This window comes from Zobellia uliginosa (assembly GCF_018860745.1).
Lineage (GTDB): Bacteria > Bacteroidota > Bacteroidia > Flavobacteriales > Flavobacteriaceae > Zobellia > Zobellia uliginosa_B.
The window spans coordinates 16,133-36,204 of sequence record NZ_JAHKPY010000015.1; the positions used below are offsets into that span (position 1 = coordinate 16,133).

Annotated in this window: 16 protein-coding genes; 10 read left to right on the plus strand and 6 right to left on the minus strand. The window is 36.7% G+C overall.

The features are described 5' to 3' along the window. Complete coding sequence (locus tag KO521_RS19500) at positions 1–1,275, minus strand: NADH:ubiquinone reductase (Na(+)-transporting) subunit B (RefSeq protein WP_215941599.1); 1,275 nt, start codon at positions 1,273–1,275, stop codon at positions 1–3. Positions 1,276–1,277: 2 nt separating this feature from the next. Further along, positions 1,278–2,630, minus strand: a complete 1,353-nt coding sequence (locus KO521_RS19505) for a Na(+)-translocating NADH-quinone reductase subunit A (protein ID WP_215941600.1) — start codon at positions 2,628–2,630, stop codon at positions 1,278–1,280. A 152-nt stretch (positions 2,631–2,782) separates the two neighbouring features. Between KO521_RS19505 and KO521_RS19510 the strand changes: the two genes are divergently transcribed. From KO521_RS19510 to KO521_RS19530, 5 genes are all read left to right on the plus strand, one after another. Next, positions 2,783–4,027, plus strand: a complete 1,245-nt coding sequence (locus KO521_RS19510; RefSeq protein WP_215941601.1) for a DUF5103 domain-containing protein — start codon at positions 2,783–2,785, stop codon at positions 4,025–4,027. A 30-nt stretch (positions 4,028–4,057) separates the two neighbouring features. Beyond that, on the plus strand, positions 4,058–5,185 hold the full coding sequence (locus KO521_RS19515; RefSeq protein WP_215941602.1) for a DUF3667 domain-containing protein: 1,128 nt from the start codon (positions 4,058–4,060) through the stop codon (positions 5,183–5,185). Between the two features lie 11 nt (positions 5,186–5,196). Beyond that, positions 5,197–5,583, plus strand: a complete 387-nt coding sequence (apaG, locus tag KO521_RS19520; RefSeq protein ID WP_215941603.1) for a Co2+/Mg2+ efflux protein ApaG — start codon at positions 5,197–5,199, stop codon at positions 5,581–5,583. A 207-nt stretch (positions 5,584–5,790) separates the two neighbouring features. Next, positions 5,791–7,419, plus strand: coding sequence for an L-glutamate gamma-semialdehyde dehydrogenase (gene pruA, locus KO521_RS19525; protein WP_215941604.1), 1,629 nt, complete (start codon positions 5,791–5,793; stop codon positions 7,417–7,419). A gap of 118 nt (positions 7,420–7,537) precedes the next feature. Further along, the gene (locus KO521_RS19530) at positions 7,538–8,050 is read left to right on the plus strand and encodes a DinB family protein (protein ID WP_215941605.1); all 513 of its coding nucleotides are present in this window, start codon (positions 7,538–7,540) and stop codon (positions 8,048–8,050) included. A gap of 530 nt (positions 8,051–8,580) precedes the next feature. On the opposite strand, the gene rsmG is transcribed toward KO521_RS19530, so the two are convergent. After that, positions 8,581–9,216, minus strand: coding sequence for a 16S rRNA (guanine(527)-N(7))-methyltransferase RsmG (gene rsmG, locus KO521_RS19535; RefSeq protein WP_215941606.1), 636 nt, complete (start codon positions 9,214–9,216; stop codon positions 8,581–8,583). Positions 9,217–9,323: 107 nt separating this feature from the next. On the opposite strand from rsmG, the gene KO521_RS19540 reads away from it, so the two are divergent. Both KO521_RS19540 and KO521_RS19545 read left to right on the plus strand, forming a co-directional pair. Then, positions 9,324–10,427: a fatty acid desaturase family protein gene (locus tag KO521_RS19540; protein WP_215941607.1), complete on the plus strand. Its 1,104-nt coding sequence runs from the start codon at positions 9,324–9,326 to the stop codon at positions 10,425–10,427. A gap of 90 nt (positions 10,428–10,517) precedes the next feature. Next, complete coding sequence (locus KO521_RS19545) at positions 10,518–11,726, plus strand: pyridoxal phosphate-dependent aminotransferase (protein WP_215941608.1); 1,209 nt, start codon at positions 10,518–10,520, stop codon at positions 11,724–11,726. Between the two features lie 118 nt (positions 11,727–11,844). On the opposite strand, the gene KO521_RS19550 is transcribed toward KO521_RS19545, so the two are convergent. Both KO521_RS19550 and trkA read right to left on the minus strand, forming a co-directional pair. After that, positions 11,845–13,335 (minus strand): TrkH family potassium uptake protein, encoded by a 1,491-nt coding sequence (locus KO521_RS19550; protein ID WP_215941609.1) that lies wholly within the window; start codon positions 13,333–13,335, stop codon positions 11,845–11,847. Next, on the minus strand, positions 13,335–14,684 hold the full coding sequence (trkA, locus tag KO521_RS19555; protein ID WP_215941610.1) for a Trk system potassium transporter TrkA: 1,350 nt from the start codon (positions 14,682–14,684) through the stop codon (positions 13,335–13,337). Before trkA ends, KO521_RS19550 begins: the two co-directional genes overlap by 1 nt. 214 nt (positions 14,685–14,898) lie before the next feature. Between trkA and ubiE the strand changes: the two genes are divergently transcribed. Together ubiE and KO521_RS19565 are read left to right on the plus strand one after the other, a co-directional pair. After that, positions 14,899–15,627: a bifunctional demethylmenaquinone methyltransferase/2-methoxy-6-polyprenyl-1,4-benzoquinol methylase UbiE gene (ubiE, locus tag KO521_RS19560; protein WP_215941611.1), complete on the plus strand. Its 729-nt coding sequence runs from the start codon at positions 14,899–14,901 to the stop codon at positions 15,625–15,627. A 77-nt stretch (positions 15,628–15,704) separates the two neighbouring features. After that, positions 15,705–16,424, plus strand: a complete 720-nt coding sequence (locus KO521_RS19565) for a porin family protein (protein WP_215941612.1) — start codon at positions 15,705–15,707, stop codon at positions 16,422–16,424. A 6-nt stretch (positions 16,425–16,430) separates the two neighbouring features. Here KO521_RS19565 and KO521_RS19570 read toward each other — a convergent pair whose 3' ends face one another. Continuing rightward, on the minus strand, positions 16,431–17,153 hold the full coding sequence (locus KO521_RS19570; protein WP_215941613.1) for a TrmH family RNA methyltransferase: 723 nt from the start codon (positions 17,151–17,153) through the stop codon (positions 16,431–16,433). Between the two features lie 185 nt (positions 17,154–17,338). Here KO521_RS19570 and KO521_RS19575 point away from each other — a divergent pair, with 185 nt between their 5' ends. After that, the gene (locus tag KO521_RS19575) at positions 17,339–19,951 is read left to right on the plus strand and encodes a BamA/TamA family outer membrane protein (RefSeq protein WP_252730129.1); all 2,613 of its coding nucleotides are present in this window, start codon (positions 17,339–17,341) and stop codon (positions 19,949–19,951) included. Positions 19,952–20,072 lie beyond the last annotated feature (121 nt).

Below are 20,072 nucleotides of genomic sequence, written 5' to 3' on the forward strand. Positions count from 1 at the left end.
CTATGCGGTTTCTGCGTGAAGTTCATTTGCCTTGCCAGCTGAATCTTTTGGCAAGATGGTTGCATTTTTCAATCGTTTCATTCTACGTTTTACATTTCCTCTCACTACGTAATGATCAATAGTTGGAGCAAATACGTTCATCAAGAGAATTGCCAAGAAAACACCTTCTGGATATGCCGGGTTAAACACACGAATCATTACCGAAAGAAAACCGATAAAGAAACCGTAGAACCACTTACCACGATTGGTTTGAGCACCTGTAACAGGATCTGTGGCCATATAGACAATTCCAAATGCCAAACCACCAACAATTAGATGCTTCCAGAAATCAAAACTCATTAAACCGTAAAATTTACTGGTTTCTCCGATCCATCCTGCATCTACAACTCCATTGAAAATCAAACCCATTACCAAAGAGCCTATTACAGCACTTAACATAATACGCCAGCTAGCGATTTTACTGAAAATCAAGAACAAACCTCCTAATAGGATAAGGAAGGTTGGAGTTTCCCCAACTGAACCAGGTATAAAACCAAAGAACATATCCGATACCGAATATGACATCTCTGCTGCCTTATTTTGTGCCAAATAACCTAAAATGGTTTCACCGGAAATAGCATCTGGACCACCAGCACGCTCTACCGCTTCATAAACCCATACTTTATCACCACTCATCCAAGTTGGATAAGCAAAGAACAAGAAAGCTCTAATAGTTAAGGCAGGGTTAAGAATATTCATTCCTGTACCACCAAACACCTCTTTACCGATTACAACACCGAAAACAACGGCTACAGCCAACATCCAAAGTGGCGTATCTATAGGTACAATAAGCGGAACTAACATACCCGTTACCAAATACCCTTCCTCTACTTCATGACCTTTTATTACCGCAAAAATAAATTCGATTAAGAGCCCTACTCCGTATGACACAACCACTAGGGGAAGCACTTTTATAATTCCTATCCAGAAATTATCCCAAGTAAGAAAATCATTCATTAAAGAGAATTCCTGTGGAAAACCGTTAATGGCCGAATAATGTTGATATCCCGCATTGAACATAGAAAAAAGCAATACTGGGATCAAGGCCATAATAACCGTGTTCATGGTACGCTTTAAATCATCTGCCGCTCTTACATGAGAACCGGAATGTGTAGTTTCATCAGGCGCAAACAAGAATGTATGCAGTGCATTAAATGCAGGCGCCATTTTCTTACCACGATAATGGTGCTTTAAAATGTGTAGCCTTTTTTTGAAAGTCAGTTTTTTATCACTCATCTTTATCCTATTTCTTTATGCAATAGATCTAATCCTTCTCTAATAATCTGTTGATGCGGTTGTTTTGAAACACAAACGAACTCTGTCAACGAGAAATCCTCCGGCGCTACTTCATAAAGCCCCAGTTGCTCCATCTCATCTAAATCTTTAATCATACACGCTTTTAGCAACTGCATAGGAAAGATATCCAATGGAAATACTTTTTCATACATACCAGTTACTACAAACGCACGGTGTTCGCCATTGGTATTTGTATCAAGATCATACTTTTTATTAGGCTGCATCCAAGAGAACGTTAATGCTCTTGTAGCCGATATTTTATTAAATACAGGTTTGTTCCATCCAAAAAATTCGTAATCATCACCTTCGGGAATGGCAGTTACCGTATTGTTATAATATCCTAAATAACCGTCTGGCGCAGATTTTGTACCGGTAAGCACATCGCCATTTATCACTCTAAAATTATCACCTTCAACACCGCTTCCATATAAGAAAGTAGAGATTTCAGTTCCAATTATTGTTTTGTAGTATTTTGGAGCTTTTACCGAAGAACCCGCTAAAGCAATAATACGCTCTGCATTGAACTTCCCGGTTAATAACAATTCACCTATGATTACCAAATCTTGCGGTGTTACCGTCCAAACCGTTTCTCCTTTATTCACAGGATCAATTTTGTTGATCTGTGTACCAACCAAACCGGCTGGGTGTGGACCAGAAACCTTGTGTAATTCAACACCGCTTAGACCAGATAACGGGGAATTACCAGATTTGCCAACGGAAACATGAACTTTTCCAGGCGTTAATTTACCTAATGCGGTAATTGCAGCTTGCAGTTCTTTTTCTTTCCCTTGCAAAACATAGTTCAAGTCTGCCGCTAAAGGAGCTGTGACATAACCTGAAACGAATATCGCTTTTGGATTTGCATCCGGATCAGCGATAATATCGTATGGGCGCTGTTTAACAAAAGGCCAACACCCCCCTTTTAAAAGATATGCTTTCACCTCTTCCTTAGAAGCACTTTCTACATTCAACAAATCGTGTGAAACACCTGACTGCTCTTTATCAGCTAAAATCTTAAGTGATAGTATGCGTCTTCTTGCACCTCTTACAATCTCTACAAGTTCACCACTAACCGGCGAAACGAAAAGCATGTTTTCTTTGTTCTTATTGTAAAAAAGTGGTTCTCCCGCTTTCACCTCAGCACCCTGCTTTACCAACATTTTAGGTGTGAGTCCGTGAAAATCGTTTAAGTTTATTGAATAAACGTTACTTAAAACGGCTTTTGAGGTAGTTTGCTCTGCAGCTCCAACAAGATTTATGTTCAAGCCCTTTTTAATCCTGATGTCTTTAGACATATTGTTCTAGACCTTAGGTTAACAAAATTTCGAGCAAAAATAATACTAAAAGGATTGTTTTCATAATAAATGCCTAGAAATTTAGGCATGATACCGATCAAAATTTTTTAGGTACGCTTTTTGTTTACCTTTACCGCAAAAAATAGCAGGTAATGCGCTTTAATCTGACACTAGTTTTTTTCTCCGTTTTAACATCCTCACTCTGGGCACAGGTTCAATTGGAAGTAAACCCGCCCGAAAACATTAAAACCGTTATTTTTGGAGGACCTACGGAGGACCAATTTCCCGTTGTAATGCTCGGAGAGACCATTAAATTGGAATTTGATGATATTACCGCCTCTGAAAGTGATTATTACTACAAAATTATACATTGCAACTACGATTGGCAGCCTTCACAGCTTTTAAAATCACAATATTTAAACGGCGTAGATAACCAACGAATCATCAACTACGAGAACAGTTACTCTACCCTGCAATCATATTCCAATTATAAATTGTCCATTCCCAATGAGAATGTTGGCTTAAAAGTGACTGGTAATTTTGTTTTGGAAATATACAATGACAGTTATGAACTTCAATTTTCTAGGCGTTTCGTTGTTTATAAAGATGCGATAACCGTAGGCGGAACTATTAAACGATCTAGAGATTTTAATTTCATTAACGAAAAACAAGTTGTTCAGTTTAACATCAATGCCGGCAACTTTCAGTTAGTAAACCCAAAAAAGGAAGTTAAAATAGCTATTTTACAAAACCATCAGTGGGAAACTGCGTTATACGATGTAGCCCCTCAATACACAATGGGAACGGAACTCGTATACAAATATGACCAAGAAACCAGTTTTTACGGCGGTAATGAATTTCTGAATTTTGATACCAGCGACCTTAGAGCCCCTACGTCTCAAATTTCTAGAATAGAGGTGGATGACCTTTACAATCATTACCTATTTTCCAACACCTATAGAGCGGATCAACCTTATTCTTATTTTCCTGATATCAATGGCGATTTTGTAATTCGCACTTTACAAGGAGACGATAATTCCAGGGAAGCGGAATACACCAAAGTACATTTTTCTTTACCCTATGATGAACGATTGGAACTAGATGAAGTTTACGTTTATGGAAAATTCAATAACTACGCTCTTTCAGAAGAGAACAAGATGGTTTACAACGAGAACAACGGCATGATGGAAGCCATACTACTTCTCAAACAAGGCTTTTACAATTACAAATATGTAATTAAGAGAGCAGATAGCACCATAGAAACCAATACGATTGGTGGCAATTTTCATTTTACAGAGAACAACTATTTAATTTTAGTATACTACAGAAATTTTGGCGACCTCTATGATAGTATTATAGGTATAGGCGCTGCAAACTCGAGAAATATCAGTAATTAGATTATATTTATCCCTAATTCTTTTGGATAAATGACCAACAAACCCGCAGTATCTGGAAAAGGAAGATACAACTTAAACTACCGAGGCACAGAATGCCTTAATTGCGGACACCCTTTGGACATGAGCGATAAGTATTGTCCCAACTGTTCTCAGGCAAACAGCACCAAAAAAATTACCCTTAAAGATTATCTAGACGAATTTTTCGGAACATTAATCTCGTATGATTCGCGCTTGTTTCGGACGCTTTCTACTCTACTGATAAAACCCGGAAAAATTACTCAAAGTTATATTGACGGAAAACGTATTTCTTACACCAATCCATTTCGGTTTTTACTTAGTCTTGCCATAATCTTCTTTCTTATCATTAACCTTAGCGGTAATTTTTCAAAATACGACAGGTATGGAACTAATGACATTTCTGAAATAGAAGATTTTGCCAGCGAATGGACAATGGACATAGATACTACTGATGCCATTGAACTTTCTCAGCAGTTGGATTCCATTAAAACAGCTATAAATTATGATGGATATAAAAAACAAAAGCATGAACGCGATTCTCTCATACTTCTTGACCCGATTGCTTATTTTGAGAAAATCGACCAAAGCTCACTTGCAGAACGAAATAATCAAAAACAAGCTTTTTTCTCTACCATTCTAAATCGTGATACCATTTACGATTTTCAAGATTTGGTAAATAAATACAAGCTTCCCGAAACTTTTGAAAATAAATTGATATTCAACGGTATGAACGGGTTTCATAAATTTAAAAAGTCGCCCGGAAGTTTTTTAAGCGCTTTAATTTCCAAACTACCGTTTGTCGTATTTTTCTTTTTACCAGCCTTTACCGTCTTCATTTGGTTGATATATGTCAGAAAAAAATACAGTTATACCGATCATTTGATATTTAGTTTTCACAACACCGCATTATTATTTATCTTGCTCATTCTTAGCTATTTGATTGATTCGATTTTTAAGATAAATAGTAATTGGATTTTTATTTCGATTTTTTCGATATATCTTTTTATAGCTATGCGTAATTTTTACAATCAGGGTATATTTAAAACTATTGTTAAATATCTCTTTCTGAACACTATTTTTTTTATATTGGCTATTATTACAACCGTATTACTTTTTACCGGTAACATTATTACCTTTTAGAAGGAAAACTTATGATAACACAAGTAACAAAAGGCATAAAGATTTCAGTAAATACTAGTTTTGAAGGTACATTCTTTAAAAACTACAAGATGCACTTTGCTTTTGGTTACACGATTACTATTGAAAACCAAAGTAAAGATTCCGTTCAACTCACTTCTCGCCACTGGAAAATATACGACGCCCTTAACGAGTTGGAAGTATTGGATGGCGAAGGTGTAATTGGTAAAAAACCGGTAATTAAACCAGGACAATCCCATACTTATACCTCTGGCTGTCTTTTAACTTCACCTATTGGAGCCATGAAAGGACATTATAACATGGTAAACTTTAGCTCTACCGAAAAATTCAGGGTTTACATCCCTACTTTTAAATTTCATGCGCCTTTCGCATTAAACTAGGCTTTTTCTGTTATAAAATAGTTTTAAATCCTACTTAAAACCAACAATCTGTTAGCATGTAGCCCGTGGTTTTTTTGCTTCATTCATTCCTATAGATTTATTAAGTTTTTTTTAGCACAACCATTTGTATCATTAGTGATCCAGCAGTTTTTTATTCGCACTAAGAATCCTACCTTTGCGCCCTATTTTAAACTTAATTAAAGCATTATGGGCAAAGGTTTTTTTCATGTACCAACAGCGGTTAACGAACCAATAAAAGATTATGCGCCAGGATCTTCGGAAAGAGAAGAAGTTCTAGAACAGTACCGTTCTTATTTTAACGGTAGCGTAGATGTACCATTATATATAGGTAGCGAAGAAATAAAGACAGGCAATACTAAGCCAATGTCTCCGCCACATGATCATAAGCATATTGTTGGCCAATATCATGTTGCCGAAAAAGCGCATGTTACCAAGGCTATCGATAACTGTTTAGCATCTAGATCTGCTTGGGCAGACTTAACTTGGGAACAGCGTGCAGCAGTTTTTTTAAAAGCAGCAGAATTAATTGCAGGGCCTTATCGCGCTAAAATTAATGCCGCAACTATGATTGCACAATCTAAAAACATATACCAAGCTGAAATTGATGCCGCTTGTGAGCTTATTGATTTTCTTCGTTTTAATGTGGAATACATGTCACAGATTTACGATGAGCAACCAGAATCGGCAAAAGGAATTTGGAACCGTGTAGAATATAGGCCTTTAGAAGGTTTTATATATGCTATTACTCCTTTTAACTTTACGGCTATTGCCGGAAACCTTCCTGCGAGCGCTGCTATGATGGGTAACGTGGTGGTTTGGAAACCAAGTGACAGCCAAGTTTTTTCTGCAAAGGTTATTGTAGACATCTTTAAAGAAGCAGGTCTTCCTGATGGTGTTATCAATGTGGTTTACGGAGACCCAGTAATGATTACCGAAACGGTATTGGCCAGTCCAGATTTTGCAGGTATTCACTTCACAGGCTCAACCCATGTTTTTAAAGAATTATGGAAACAGATTGGAAACAACATTCACACGTATAAAACATACCCGAAAATTGTTGGTGAGACGGGCGGTAAAGATTTTATCATAGCTCACCCAACAGCAAAACCCCAACAAGTAGCTACAGCAATTGTTCGCGGTAGTTTTGAATACCAAGGTCAAAAATGTAGTGCGGCTTCTCGTGTTTACCTTCCCAAATCACTCTCAAAAGAAATTTTGGAATCCGTTAAAAAGGATATAGCATCTTTTAAGAAACCAGGAAGTCCGGAAGACATGTCCAATTTTATAACAGCAGTTATACATGAAGGCTCTTTTGACAAATTAGCCAAATACATTGACCAGGCCAAAACCGATGAGAATGCAGAAATCATTGCCGGAGGAAATTATGACAAGTCCAAGGGTTACTTTATAGAACCAACAGTTATTCTTACCACAGACCCAAAATATACTACAATGGAAACAGAATTGTTTGGGCCTGTAGTTACTATATATGTATATGAGGACAAAGATTGGTCCGAAACCCTAAAATTGGTGGACACCACTTCTGAATACGCATTAACAGGGGCTATTCTAGCAACTGACAGATATGCTATTGACGAAGCTACGCTTGCGTTGCAAAATTGTGCAGGTAACTTCTACATTAACGATAAACCTACTGGTGCTGTTGTTGGCCAACAACCATTTGGAGGGGCCAGAGCTTCAGGAACAAACGATAAAGCAGGATCTGCTCAAAACCTATTGAGATGGGTTTCCCCTCGTCTTATTAAAGAGACTTTTGTAACTCCAACAGACTACAGATATCCTTTTTTAGGTTAATCTAAAAAACAAAAGATGCTGTAAATCAGCATTTATTGTCATTTTTCATTAGATTCCCCAATCCTTGGTTCATTGATCAAGAATTGGGGAATTTTATTTAACCACTAATATTAAGAAAATGAAAAAATTAGCAGCAATTGCATTCTTCATGGTAGCAACCATGATTAATGCTCAGGAAAAATTAACCCAAAACACTATTAATGGTGTATTAGAAGGCAACCAAGGCCAAGTAGTTGCTTTGGCCGAAGCTTTCTCTGAGGAGCAATACGACTGGAGACCAACTGAAGGAGTTAACTCAGTTGCGGAAGCCCTATTACATATTGCCGGGGGTAATTACTATTTAGCCTCTAAAATGGGCTTTGCACCACCAGAAGGTGTAGATATAATGAATCTATCAAAAATAACAGGAAAGGATAATATCATTGCCGCTTTAAAACAATCTAATGAGTTTGTTCTAGAAAAAATCCTTTTAGTGGAGGATGACCAGTTTACCGAAGAAATTGACTTTGGTTTCGCCAAAATGAATAAACTTGGAGGCCTTTTGGCTATTATGGAACATAATGGCGAGCACAAAGGTCAATTGATAGCATACGCCCGCTCAAACGGAGTTACACCTCCTTGGAGTAAATAAACCGTCAGAAAAAATTAAAAGTCCACTTTTGTTTAGTCAAAAGTGGACTTTTTTATACTTATATTTTTTATTTCATCGATGAACTGCACAATTAAAGCATTCACTTAACGTTATATTTACATTGAAATAAAACAAAGAGTCTTTTTTTACATATTAATTGACTTATATCAGCACTTGTAAATCAGTTTAAAAAATTGATTTTAAGACACTTATAACCATAAAATATGTTAAAAAAACCTTCTAATTTAGGTTTCTAAAAAAATAGAACTACGTTCAATATCTTATTAAAAATCCATTTAAATTCATTACACATATACTTTTAATGTAAATTTAACGTTAACTAATTGTAAATTGAACGTAATAAATACGTACTTTGTAGTAACTGTAAAAAATGAAGATTATGGATATGCAGAAAATATACAGTAAAACACGAATGATAGCAGATTGTCTTATCATACATGTATGGGGACATTTAAAAATATTTGCCAAGAAGTATAGAAGGGCGTATTACCACCTTTTGAGCCTATAGATCAACCTTTGTATTTCATGGGCAGGTAAACCACCTTTTTGGTCTCAAAGAAAGGTTCCTGAAAATAATTGGTAAGGTCATATATTTCTATGGCCTTATACCCTTTAAGTTCTTCTGCCAAATCACCTCCTTTAAGATAAAGAATTCCGTTTCTACGCTCGTGTTGTGACTCTTTTTTGATTTTACCCTGCACCCAATGCACAAAAGTAGGCATTGCAGCCACTGCCCTACTTACAATGAAATCATGTTGTCCCTTAATTTCTTCAACTCTAGAATTGATGGCTTTTACGTTTTCTAATCCCAAACCTTCAACCACCTCCTTAACTACCTTTATTTTTTTTCCGATAGAGTCTACCAAAGTGAATTGGACCTCTGGAAACAAAATAGCTAGAGGAATGCCTGGAAAACCACCACCTGTGCCAACATCTAGAATGGAAGAACCGCTTTTAAATTGCTGAATTTTAGCTATTCCTGTTGAGTGTAGTACATGCCTCAAATAAAGTTCATCTATATCTTTCCTTGAGACAACATTAATTTTTTGATTCCAATCTTTATACAATTCTTCCAATAATATGAAGTGTTTTTGTTGTAAATCAGATAAATTGGGAAAATATTTAAAAACTAATTCGGCGGTCATGCTTATATTTGTATAGTTACAAAACTACTATATTCATCGATGAAATAATATCTTATCGACGTTTAAAGCTTTACATTTCTACGATATTTATCAATAATACTATTTATATGAACCAAAATACAGTACGATTCTCTAGAAAAGATCCCGCACAGTTCTTTAGAACATTAAACAAACGTGTGAATGATTATTTTAAAGAGAATAAGTTAAAAAAAACAGGAAATTGGCGCCTTCACATTAAAACTGTGATTATGTTCGCCCTGTTCCTGACTCCTTATTTCTTGATCTTAACATTAGGATTACCTATTTGGGCCAATTTTATACTCACAATAGTTATGGGCATTGGTATGGCCGGTGTGGGCATGAATGTTATGCACGATGGTAATCATGGTGCTTATTCCAATAAGAAATGGGTTAATAAACTTATGGGAAGTAGCATTTATATTTTGGCTGGAAACGTTTACAACTGGCAAGTTCAGCACAATGTTCTGCATCATACCTATACCAATATTCATGAGCACGATGAAGATATGGAAGCGGGTCGTATTCTACGTTTTTCAAAACATGCAGAATGGCAAAAACATCATAAATTCCAACATTTTTATTCTGTTTTCCTATATGGTCTATTAACCTTCAACTGGGCTATTACCACAGATTTTCAGCAGATGTACCGTTATATGAAAAGAAAACTTTCGTATGGTAAACTCCCAAGTGCGGCCATGAATTGGAGTACTCTCGTAATTACAAAAATATTATATATAACCATATGGATCGTACTCCCATTAATTTTTGTTGATATGGCTTGGTGGATGATTCTCTTAGGTTTCTTTATCATGCACTATGTTGCGGGAGTTATTCTAAGTGTGGTCTTTCAATTAGCTCACATAGTAGATGAGGCAGATACTCCATTACCAGATGAAACGGGTACAATGAAAAATACCTGGGCTATACATCAGTTATTCACAACTGTGAATTTTGGAACTAAGAACAAAATAGTCAATTGGTTTACCGGCGGTTTAAACCACCAAGTTGAACACCATATATTCCCTAATATCAGCCATGTACATTACACAAAAATTGCTGAAATTGTGAAAGAAACAGCAAAGGAGTTTAATTTGCCGTACAACGAGTACAAAACTACTCGAAAAGCTATAATTTCGCACTTTAAACATTTGAAGGAATTGGGTAAAAGACCTACCCTAAAGCTTCAATAGACGCAATTAAATAAACTTTATTAACACGAATGACCCAAGGATAACGGTTAAAATATTATTGTCATCTCGTGTACTAACCTTAGTTTTATTATGACACCATCAACTGCTACAAAAAATCAACTTTCTGACCGCATCAATAGTCTTACCCCTTCGGCTACTTTAGAAATGGCCGCGAAGGCGCGAGAATTACGTGCAGCAGGCAAAGACATTATCGGTTTAAGTTTAGGTGAACCGGATTTCAATACACCTGATTTTATCAAAGAGGCGGCTATAAGAGCCATAAACGAAGATTATAATTCATATACACCTGTAGATGGATATGCGGATTTGAAAGATGCTATCATCACCAAATTCAAAAGAGATAACGGCATTAGCTATGAACCATCTCAAATTGTAGTATCCACTGGAGCCAAGCAAGCCTTGTACAACATTGCCCAAGTTATTTTAAATGAAGGTGATGAGGTAATTTTACCTTGTCCTTACTGGGTAAGTTATAGTGATATCGTAAAACTAGCCGATGGTGTTCCCGTAGAGGTTGTCACTAGTTTAGAGAGCGATTTTAAAATGACTCCCGAGCAATTGGAAGCCGCAATTACTCCTAAAACCAAAATGCTCTGGTACAGTTCTCCTTGTAACCCAAGTGGTTCTATTTATAGCAAAGCTGAATTACGCGCTTTAGCAGACGTTTTACAGAAGTATCCACAGATTATAGTGGTAAGCGATGAGATTTACGAACACATTAACTACGGTGTAACCGAGCATGCCTCTATGGCGGCCTTTGAAGATATGGTAGACCGTACCGTTACAGTAAACGGAGTTGCAAAGGCCTTTGCAATGACCGGATGGCGTATTGGTTATATTGGAGGCCCTACATACATAGCTCGTGCTTGCAACAAACTACAAGGGCAGGTTACTAGTGGAGCTAACTGTATAGCGCAGCGTGCAGTTATCACAGCATTAGTAGAATCTCCAGACCGTATTAAATACATGGTAGACGAATTCAAGGAGCGTAGAAAAATTATTCTTGAACTTCTGAACGCTATAGACGGGTTTAAATGTAATGAACCTGATGGAGCATTTTATGTATACCCTGATGTGACTGCATATTTTGGAAAAACGCTAAACGGTGTTACTATAAACAATGCTTCTGATTTTGCCATGTACCTTTTGGAATATGCAAATGTTGCAACCGTAACCGGTGATGCTTTTGGAAACGGAAACTGTATCCGTATTTCCTATGCTGCAGCTGAAAAAGAAATTAGGGAAGCTATTTCTAGGATTGAAAAAGCCTTGAAATAAAATAAATATATAAGTATTGGAATCCTCTAAAAGTTATAGTTTAACTTTTAGGGGATTTTTTATGTTTAAATATTAGCGAAAACGTAGTCGTAGAAATTTAATAGATATGGTATTATTACTATGTACGCTTCCAGAAATATGGCGTAAGCAATATAAGAACCGTAAAAAGCTCTAACCTACCTGCCAGCATAAGAAAACCACACCACCATTTTGCAGGATCAGGAAGGCCGTTAAAATTACTTAGAGGATAAAGACCACCAAACGCCGGACCTACATTCCCCAAAGAAGAAGCAGAGCCACCAATAGCCGTAACAAAATCAATACCCATTGCACCAAGAACTAATGCCCCGATGATAAATAGCAGCATATAAAGTACAAAAAAGGCAATAATATTATATACAATTTGCTCCTTTACGGTCTTGTTATTATAGCGTACTGGAATAATTGCATTAGGATGCAAAGTACGTTTAAACTCCAACAATCCATTTTTAATAATTAGAACATGGCGCATTACTTTAATACCACCTGAAGTTGAACCTGCCGACCCTCCTAAAAACATCAATCCAAAAAAGAATACGGTCATAAAAGGCGTCCAACTGGTAAAATCAGCAGACACAAAACCTGTTGTGGTTATCACAGAAATTACCTGAAACAATGTATGTCTAAAGGCACTCTCGCCACTTCCAAAAACCATAGGATGGTACTCCGTAACCGGCACTTCCGCTTTTAGATACACAACTAAGGCAGCAACAATAGTAAATATGATTACAAAACCAGAATAATATCTAAATTCCTCATCCATTAGTACCCTTTGCACCTTACCCTTAAAAGCAAAATAACTGAGTACAAAATTGCTTCCCGCAAGAAACATAAATAGGATGATGATATACTGTATCAACGGTTGATCGTTCCAATACGCTACGCTCAAATTTTTGGTTGAAAAACCACCTGTAGACAAGGTAGCCAACGAATGGTTTATGGCATCAAAAAAGCTCATTCCCGCTAATTTTAAAAGCAAGGTTTCCGCTAATGTATACCCTACATATATTAACCAAAGGCGTTTTGCAGTATCCGTAATTCTTGGATGAAGCTTATCTGCACTAGGGCCAGGTGCTTCCGCAGCGAACAACTGCATACCTCCAATACCCAACAAAGGCAATATGGCAATGGCAAGAACAATGATACCCATACCCCCTATCCAATGGGTTAGGCTACGCCAAAAAAGCAAACCCTCTGGTAATACTTCTATATCATCTAAAATTGAAGCTCCTGTAGTAGTATAACCGGATACGGTCTCAAAGAAAGCATTGGTTACCGTAGGAATGGAACCAGAAAACAAATAGGGCAACATCCCAGAAAAGGACATTACCAGCCAGCCAAAAGTTACTATTATATAACCCTCTCTTCGCTTTACTTCCTTTTTATGGCCCCTTGTATAAAACATAGCAAACGTTCCTACGAACATAGTGGTGATTGCCGCAAGGGCAATACTTAACGTTGCGCCATCATTATAGATGCCACTAACCAAGGTTGCCAATAACATAAAGCCTCCGTTGCAAAGCAACAGCAGACCCATGATATGAAATATTATTTTTGAATTTAGTTGCATTAAAGAAACAATCGTTCAATTTTAGGAATAGCTTCTGGAAGACAGCAAACCACTACGCGATCTCCTGCTTTTATTTCAAAGCCACCTAAGGCAATGATACCCTCTTCATCACGAATAACACCACCAATAGTGGCCGCTCTCGGAAATTTAAGCTCACGAATAACACTACCCGTAACTCTTGAATTTGGTTTTACTATAAATTCAAGAATTTCTGCGTTCAAGTTATTCAAACGCATCAATGCCACTACTTCACCTTTACGGATATGTCTAAATATATTATTAGCTGCGAGTAGTTTTTTGTTTATTAACGTATCAATACCAATAGAATGTGATAGCTGAAAATAATCCATATTTTCAACCAAAGCTATAGTCTTTTTAATGTGTTTTGATTTTGCCACCAAACAAGACATAATATTGGTTTCAGAGTTTCCGGTTACCGCTATAAAAGCATCCATAGACTCCAAACTTTCCTCTTCTAACAATTCAACGTTTCGCCCATCGCCATTAATAACAAGCGCATTGGGAAGATCATCTGCAAGATCAAAGGCTTTTTCTTTATCCTTTTCTATCAGCTTTACGTTAAACTTACTTGCACATAGGTCTCTAGCTGCTTTAAAACCAACTTTACTACCCCCAAGAATCATTACGTTTCTAATAGATTCTTTCTTCTTTCCTGTCAATTTATATAATTGCTCTACCCCTTCTTTGGTAGTGATAAAGTAAACCTGATCACCTTGCTTAAAAACAGTATCACCTCTAGGAACCACAGTGTATTGTGTTCCGGTTCTCTGTAATGCTATTGGCATGAAATTAAGCTCTGGAAAAATTTTTGCCGCCTCTTTTACCATTTTACCTACAAAAGGAGCGGAAGCTGGAAGCGACACACCAACCATTATAAGTTTACCGTCCTCAAACTCGTACGTATCATTAAAAGCAGACTTATTTAAAAGTAATTGAATTTCTGTTGCCGCTAACTCTTCTGGAGATATTAATTCATCTATGCCAAGATTGGGAAAGTTAATTTCCTCTTGGTTTTCTATAAATTCGGTATTTGATATTCTGGCAATAGTACGTTTACATCCCAATTGCTTAGCTAGCATACATAAGGTGATATTGGTTGTTTCGGAAGATGTAACACCAATTACCAACCTAGAATTCTGCACATCTGCATCCCTAAGGACAGAAACGGATGTAGCATCACCACGCAACACACGTATATCCAAGTGAGTATCGGCATAGGCCAAACTCTCTTTTCTAGTATCGATGAGCGTAATATCTTGAGATTCGTAAGAAAGCAGTTTAGCCAAGTGAAAACCTACTTCACCTGCACCTGCAATTATAATTTTCATTTATTAGCAACTTAGTTCGGGTCTGCAGCTTATAAACCCTTCATGAATGTAAAACCACTTTGTAGTTTATATTTTGCTGCGCAAAATTACGTAATATTTTGGTTGACTATTTAAAATGGAGTTAAAATGCTTCATTCCGTTAAAATGTATTCGTTACATTGGTTAAACGTTTACTTAAAACGATATTGTATCTTTGCCAAAAAAATTGTCCATTATGCCTAAAAAGGTAACGCCCTATAAAGACTCCGAGCTTGGTAAAAAGGACCAGGTAACCCAAATGTTCGATAATATATCGGAAAATTACGATGGCCTTAATCGGGTTATTTCGTTTGGTATAGATATTAAATGGCGTAAAAGGGTGGTAGCTATTTTAACAGCAAAAAAACCTAAAACCATACTGGATATTGCTACCGGCACAGGTGATTTAGCTATAAACCTAGTAGAAACCGGGGCTGAAAAAATTGTGGGTCTGGACATTTCACCAGGAATGTTAGAAGTGGGTAAAAAGAAAATAAATCAGAAGGAGCTGGATAGCACTATTGAAATGGTTGTTGGCGATAGTGAGAACCTACCTTTTGAAACTGGAAGTTTTGATGCCATTACGGTAGCTTTTGGCGTGCGTAATTTTGAGACATTAGAGAAAGGTCTGACCGAAATTTACAGAGTGCTTGCAACTGGTGGCACTTTTGTGGTTCTTGAAACTTCCGTACCAACAAAAACCCCTTTTAAGCAAGGATATAGTCTATACATTAAATATATGCTACCTGCCATTGGAAAGCTTTTTTCCAAAGACAAATCTGCGTACACCTATCTAAGTGAATCTGCTTCTGTTTTCCCCCATGGAGATGCATTCAACAATATTTTACGTAAAATCGGGTTTATAGAGGTAGAGAACAAGCCCCAAACATTTGGGGTTGCATCTATATATGTTGCCACAAAATAGTTTCACAGCCTATAAAGCTAATAAGAATAGCCGTTCGCCATTTTTGATTAAAAAAGCGAATAGATAATATTTTTTGAATGAAAAGACTTTTTTTGCTTTTGGGAGGTATTTTATTCCTATCCCTACCGGCGAATGCCCAGTTCAATGCTAACCCCGTTCTAAATATTGAGAACAAGGATAAAAAACTTCTGAATTACGGATATTTTTTGGGTTTTAATAGATACGGATTTAAGTTCGACTACAAACAGGACCAAGGGAATCAGAGCACTGATGTTCAGGTTCTACAATCCACTGGTTTTAACGTTGGACTAATAGGCGAACTGCGTTTGAACGAATTTCTAGACGTACGTTTTGAACCAGGTCTATACTACAACTCCCGTACACTAGGTTTTCCTGGCTTTACGGCTACGGAAGAAGGCGAAAGAAATGCGATTGTTGAAGTAAAATCTACCTACATTAATTTCCCCATTCTTCTAAAAGTAAGTACGCGACGTTTTGGAAATTTCAAACCTTTCTTGGTTGCCGGTCCATCTGCCTCATTAAATCTTGGAAGTAATGAAAAGAGTTTAGATGATAATAGCAGTGGTACGTTCAGAATGAATAAGTGGACTTACAATTACGAACTTGGCTTTGGTATTGATTTCTATCTGGAGTATTTTAAATTTACCCCTTCTATACGTGGTGTTTTTGGATTGACAGATGAATTAGTTCGTGATAATGACCCTAATAGCCCATGGACAGGAAACATAGAGTCTATGAAAACCAGAGGGCTTTTCATTAACTTTACTTTTGAGTAAAGCTATCTAGCTTCGTCTAATTTCGTTTAACAAAATAGCGGTAGCTGTAGCCACGTTAAGGCTTTCAGTTGTACTTTCCCCGAACTGTGGAATGCTAATTTTCTGAGTCACTAAAGCTTCTACTTCTTCCGAAATACCATTGGCCTCATTACCCATCACCAATATTCCGGTTTTAGGTACCGTTGCGCCATATACTACATCTCCTTCCATAAAAGCACCAAAAACTGTAACCGGAGCATTCTTCAAAAAGGTTTGTAAATCTGTATAACCAATATTTACTCGTGAAATTGAGCCCATTGTAGCTTGTAGTGTTTTAGGATTAAAACAATCTACCGTATTGGAAGAACAAACCAAATGTTCAATTCCAAACCAATCACACAACCTAATTATAGTACCTAGGTTTCCCGGGTCACGAATATTATCCAATACAACTACCCAACCATCAAAATCGGGTTTTTGTGCCTGTGGAATCTCAAAAACACCTAAAATTCTGTTAGGAGCGGTAAGTGCGCTCATTTTTTTCAACTCGTCTTGAGAAACACTTTCAATAATATCCGTGGTTCCTAAATCTATTTCCAAATCAGAACTATACATGGCTTTTACCTTAAAATCAGAATGTACTAGCTCCCGAACCACCTTAATACCTTCGGCAACAAAAAGGTTATATTTATTTCGGTACTTTTTTTGATGTAAGCTTTTTACAAGTTTTATTTGATTTTTTGAAACCATAGTAATCTATACTTCTATTAATGATTTTTATTCGTGTAAAAATGTTATTTTACCAATATCACTCAACTTTTGACAGAAAAATAAGTTCCCACGATTACACAAGATGGCTCATCCCGAACAGAAAAACTTATATTTTCAGCTTTAAATAAAAAAGTTTAAATGAAATCAATGTATTTTTGATCTCTATGGGCAAAATGTTACGCTATATTAATACCACTGCTAAAATAAGCCTATTATTTGTAGTTCTGGTGGCCAACTCCTGTAACACGCTAAAACGAGTTGGTGATGACGATTTATTGCTCAAAAAAAACACCATCTATGCAGATAGCTTAGAAGTTAAAAATGAGGATATTGAAAGCCTAATAGTCCAAGAGCCCAATACTACTCTCTTAGGCTATCCGTTGCGGTTGAATCTTTATAATCTTGCTAAGAAAAATCCCGATTCCTCATATCAAGCATGGCTTGGCCGAAATGAAAAAAGAGAACAAAGACTGATCAACTTTCTTTCGAAAAAACAAGTTGACCGTCTTGGCGAGTCATTTTTAGTCAGTGGCTTGAGCGAATGGCTCAAAAAAATTGGAGAAGCACCCTCTGTTCTAGACACCACAAAAACTAGACGAACCTTAGAACGTTTAAGTGCGTACTACGGGAGTAAAGGCTATTTTAACAATAATACCAGTTATGAAATAGATAGTTTGGTAGAAAAAAGGAGAGCTTCCGTTTCCTATAAAATAGACTTAGGAGCACCTTTTATGATTGATTCGGTTTCAAGAAAAATTGCTTCAAAGGCAATTGACTCTATTTATTTGCTTCATAAGAACGGAGCATATGTTAAAGATGGAGAGCAATTTGACCTTTCTAAATTTGCCAGTGAAAGAGAACGGTTGAGTACTATTTTTAGAAATTCCGGAATTTACAACTTTCAGGAAAGTTCAGTTTCCTATGACATTGCTTCGGATACGACTAAACTGGGTAATGACCAGAAAATGAACATTGAACTTAATATAGATAATTTTAAAAGGCGTGGAGACAGTGCCGTAACCAGTTCTGAATACAAAGTATATAGATTTGACAAAATAAACATCTATACGGATTTCCTTTATAACGAGAAGGATAGCGAGCAGAAATTCATCCGTTATGGAGATTACACCATATTTTATAGAAATAAATTAAGATTTAAGCCCAAGACTTTGGCTAATGCCGTATTTTTTGAAAAGGATAGTATTTATAAAGATATAGACCGTACACGTACTTACAGACAAATAACTAGCTTGGGGGTCTTCAAATATCCAACGATCACATCTACTCCCAACGATAGCACAGCCACGTTGGATTCCAATATATACCTAGCTGCCAGACCTAAATATTCATTAGGGACTTCATTTGAGGTTACACGCTCCAACATCCAACAATTTGGTTTGGCATTAAGCCCATCTTTACAGGCCAGAAATCTCTTTGGTGGTGCGGAAAACCTTAATCTTGCAGGTAGGCTGAGCATTGGCTCATCCAATGACCCAAGTATAATAGACAATAGGTTCTTTAATATTCAAGAGTTTGGCGCAGACCTTACTTTGGATATTCCCCGGATATGGCTGCCATTTATTAACACCAATAGAATCATACCTAGTTATACCCTACCTAGAACACGTATTTCTATTGGTACTAGTTTTCAAAAAAATATAGGTCTGGACAAACAAGCCTTCAACACGGTTTTAGGTTATGACTGGACACCGTCAGATTTTCTAAAGCACGATATAGAACTATTAAATATCCAGTTTGTTAGAAATGTCAACCCAGACCGTTTTTTCAATGTTTATGGCAACTCTTTTAATCAACTAGACAACATAGCGGACAGTTTTGATAGCTATAACGATGTTATAACATACCCTGAACTCACAAGTTTCTTTGAGACCGCCGAAGACTCTGCAGATCCAAGTCTACGTATACCTCAAGGAACAACAGATTTTACAGAAGCAGTCCTCACAAGGGCAGTACCTAGCACTACCGATCAGTACCAGACCGTGAGCCGGATCGAAGAACGAAGACAAAGACTTACAGAAGACAATTTAATTTTCGCCAGTAACTATAGTTTCAACCTTAATAATCGCCAGGGCATTACTGATAATACTTTTTATCAATTTAGATTTAAAATAGAGAGTGCGGGAAATGTTTTATCGCTGCTCTCAAATGTAATTCCGTTTAATACGAATCCCGCTGGTGATGATTTAGTATTTAGCGTTCCTTATAGTCAATATATTAAAACTGAATTCGATTATGTAAAATATTGGGCAATCTCTAGGACCAATGTTTTAGCATTTAGAAGCTTTTTTGGTATTGCTGTACCATACGGTAACTCAGACAATATTCCTTTTGTTCGTAGTTATTTTGCAGGTGGAGCTAACGATATTAGGGCATGGTCTCCATACTCTTTAGGGCCAGGACGTACAAATGCAATCAATGATTTTAATGAAGCTAACCTTAAAATAAGCCTTAATCTAGAATATCGTTTTCCAGTTATAGGCAATCTAAAAGGAGCTCTCTTTGCCGATTCGGGAAATATTTGGAATGTTTTTGACAACGTTGAAGATCCGGAAGCTACTTTTAGCAGCTTAAAATCTTTGGAAGATATTGCTTTAGGAACTGGTTTTGGCCTAAGATACGATTTCACCTATTTTGTTTTACGTGCAGATTTAGGATTTAAAACATATAATCCTGCCGAAGAGAGCTCAAAGAGATGGTTCAGAGATTATAATATTGCCAATTCGGTATTACAAATAGGCATCAACTACCCTTTCTAATAAAGGCATATGCTAACTTAGTTGCACTGTAGCAATAAAACATATCCTACGAAGTATCGTCTCCAATTGGCATAAAAAATCATCATTTTATCACAATATTAAGGGGTAAACCCTATAAACT

Bases quoted from the DNA above. Each gene is read 5' to 3' on its own strand.
- KO521_RS19500 (WP_215941599.1), bottom strand. From the start codon at position 1,275: ATGAGTGATAAAAAACTGACTTTCAAAAAAAGGCTACACATTTTAAAG.
- KO521_RS19505 (WP_215941600.1), bottom strand. From the start codon at position 2,630: ATGTCTAAAGACATCAGGATTAAAAAGGGCTTGAACATAAATCTTGTT.
- KO521_RS19510 (WP_215941601.1), top strand. From the start codon at position 2,783: ATGCGCTTTAATCTGACACTAGTTTTTTTCTCCGTTTTAACATCCTCA.
- KO521_RS19515 (WP_215941602.1), top strand. From the start codon at position 4,058: ATGACCAACAAACCCGCAGTATCTGGAAAAGGAAGATACAACTTAAAC.
- apaG (WP_215941603.1), top strand. From the start codon at position 5,197: ATGATAACACAAGTAACAAAAGGCATAAAGATTTCAGTAAATACTAGT.
- pruA (WP_215941604.1), top strand. From the start codon at position 5,791: ATGGGCAAAGGTTTTTTTCATGTACCAACAGCGGTTAACGAACCAATA.
- KO521_RS19530 (WP_215941605.1), top strand. From the start codon at position 7,538: ATGAAAAAATTAGCAGCAATTGCATTCTTCATGGTAGCAACCATGATT.
- rsmG (WP_215941606.1), bottom strand. From the start codon at position 9,216: ATGACCGCCGAATTAGTTTTTAAATATTTTCCCAATTTATCTGATTTA.
- KO521_RS19540 (WP_215941607.1), top strand. From the start codon at position 9,324: ATGAACCAAAATACAGTACGATTCTCTAGAAAAGATCCCGCACAGTTC.
- KO521_RS19545 (WP_215941608.1), top strand. From the start codon at position 10,518: ATGACACCATCAACTGCTACAAAAAATCAACTTTCTGACCGCATCAAT.
- KO521_RS19550 (WP_215941609.1), bottom strand. From the start codon at position 13,335: ATGCAACTAAATTCAAAAATAATATTTCATATCATGGGTCTGCTGTTG.
- trkA (WP_215941610.1), bottom strand. From the start codon at position 14,684: ATGAAAATTATAATTGCAGGTGCAGGTGAAGTAGGTTTTCACTTGGCT.
- ubiE (WP_215941611.1), top strand. From the start codon at position 14,899: ATGCCTAAAAAGGTAACGCCCTATAAAGACTCCGAGCTTGGTAAAAAG.
- KO521_RS19565 (WP_215941612.1), top strand. From the start codon at position 15,705: ATGAAAAGACTTTTTTTGCTTTTGGGAGGTATTTTATTCCTATCCCTA.
- KO521_RS19570 (WP_215941613.1), bottom strand. From the start codon at position 17,153: ATGGTTTCAAAAAATCAAATAAAACTTGTAAAAAGCTTACATCAAAAA.
- KO521_RS19575 (WP_252730129.1), top strand. From the start codon at position 17,339: ATGGGCAAAATGTTACGCTATATTAATACCACTGCTAAAATAAGCCTA.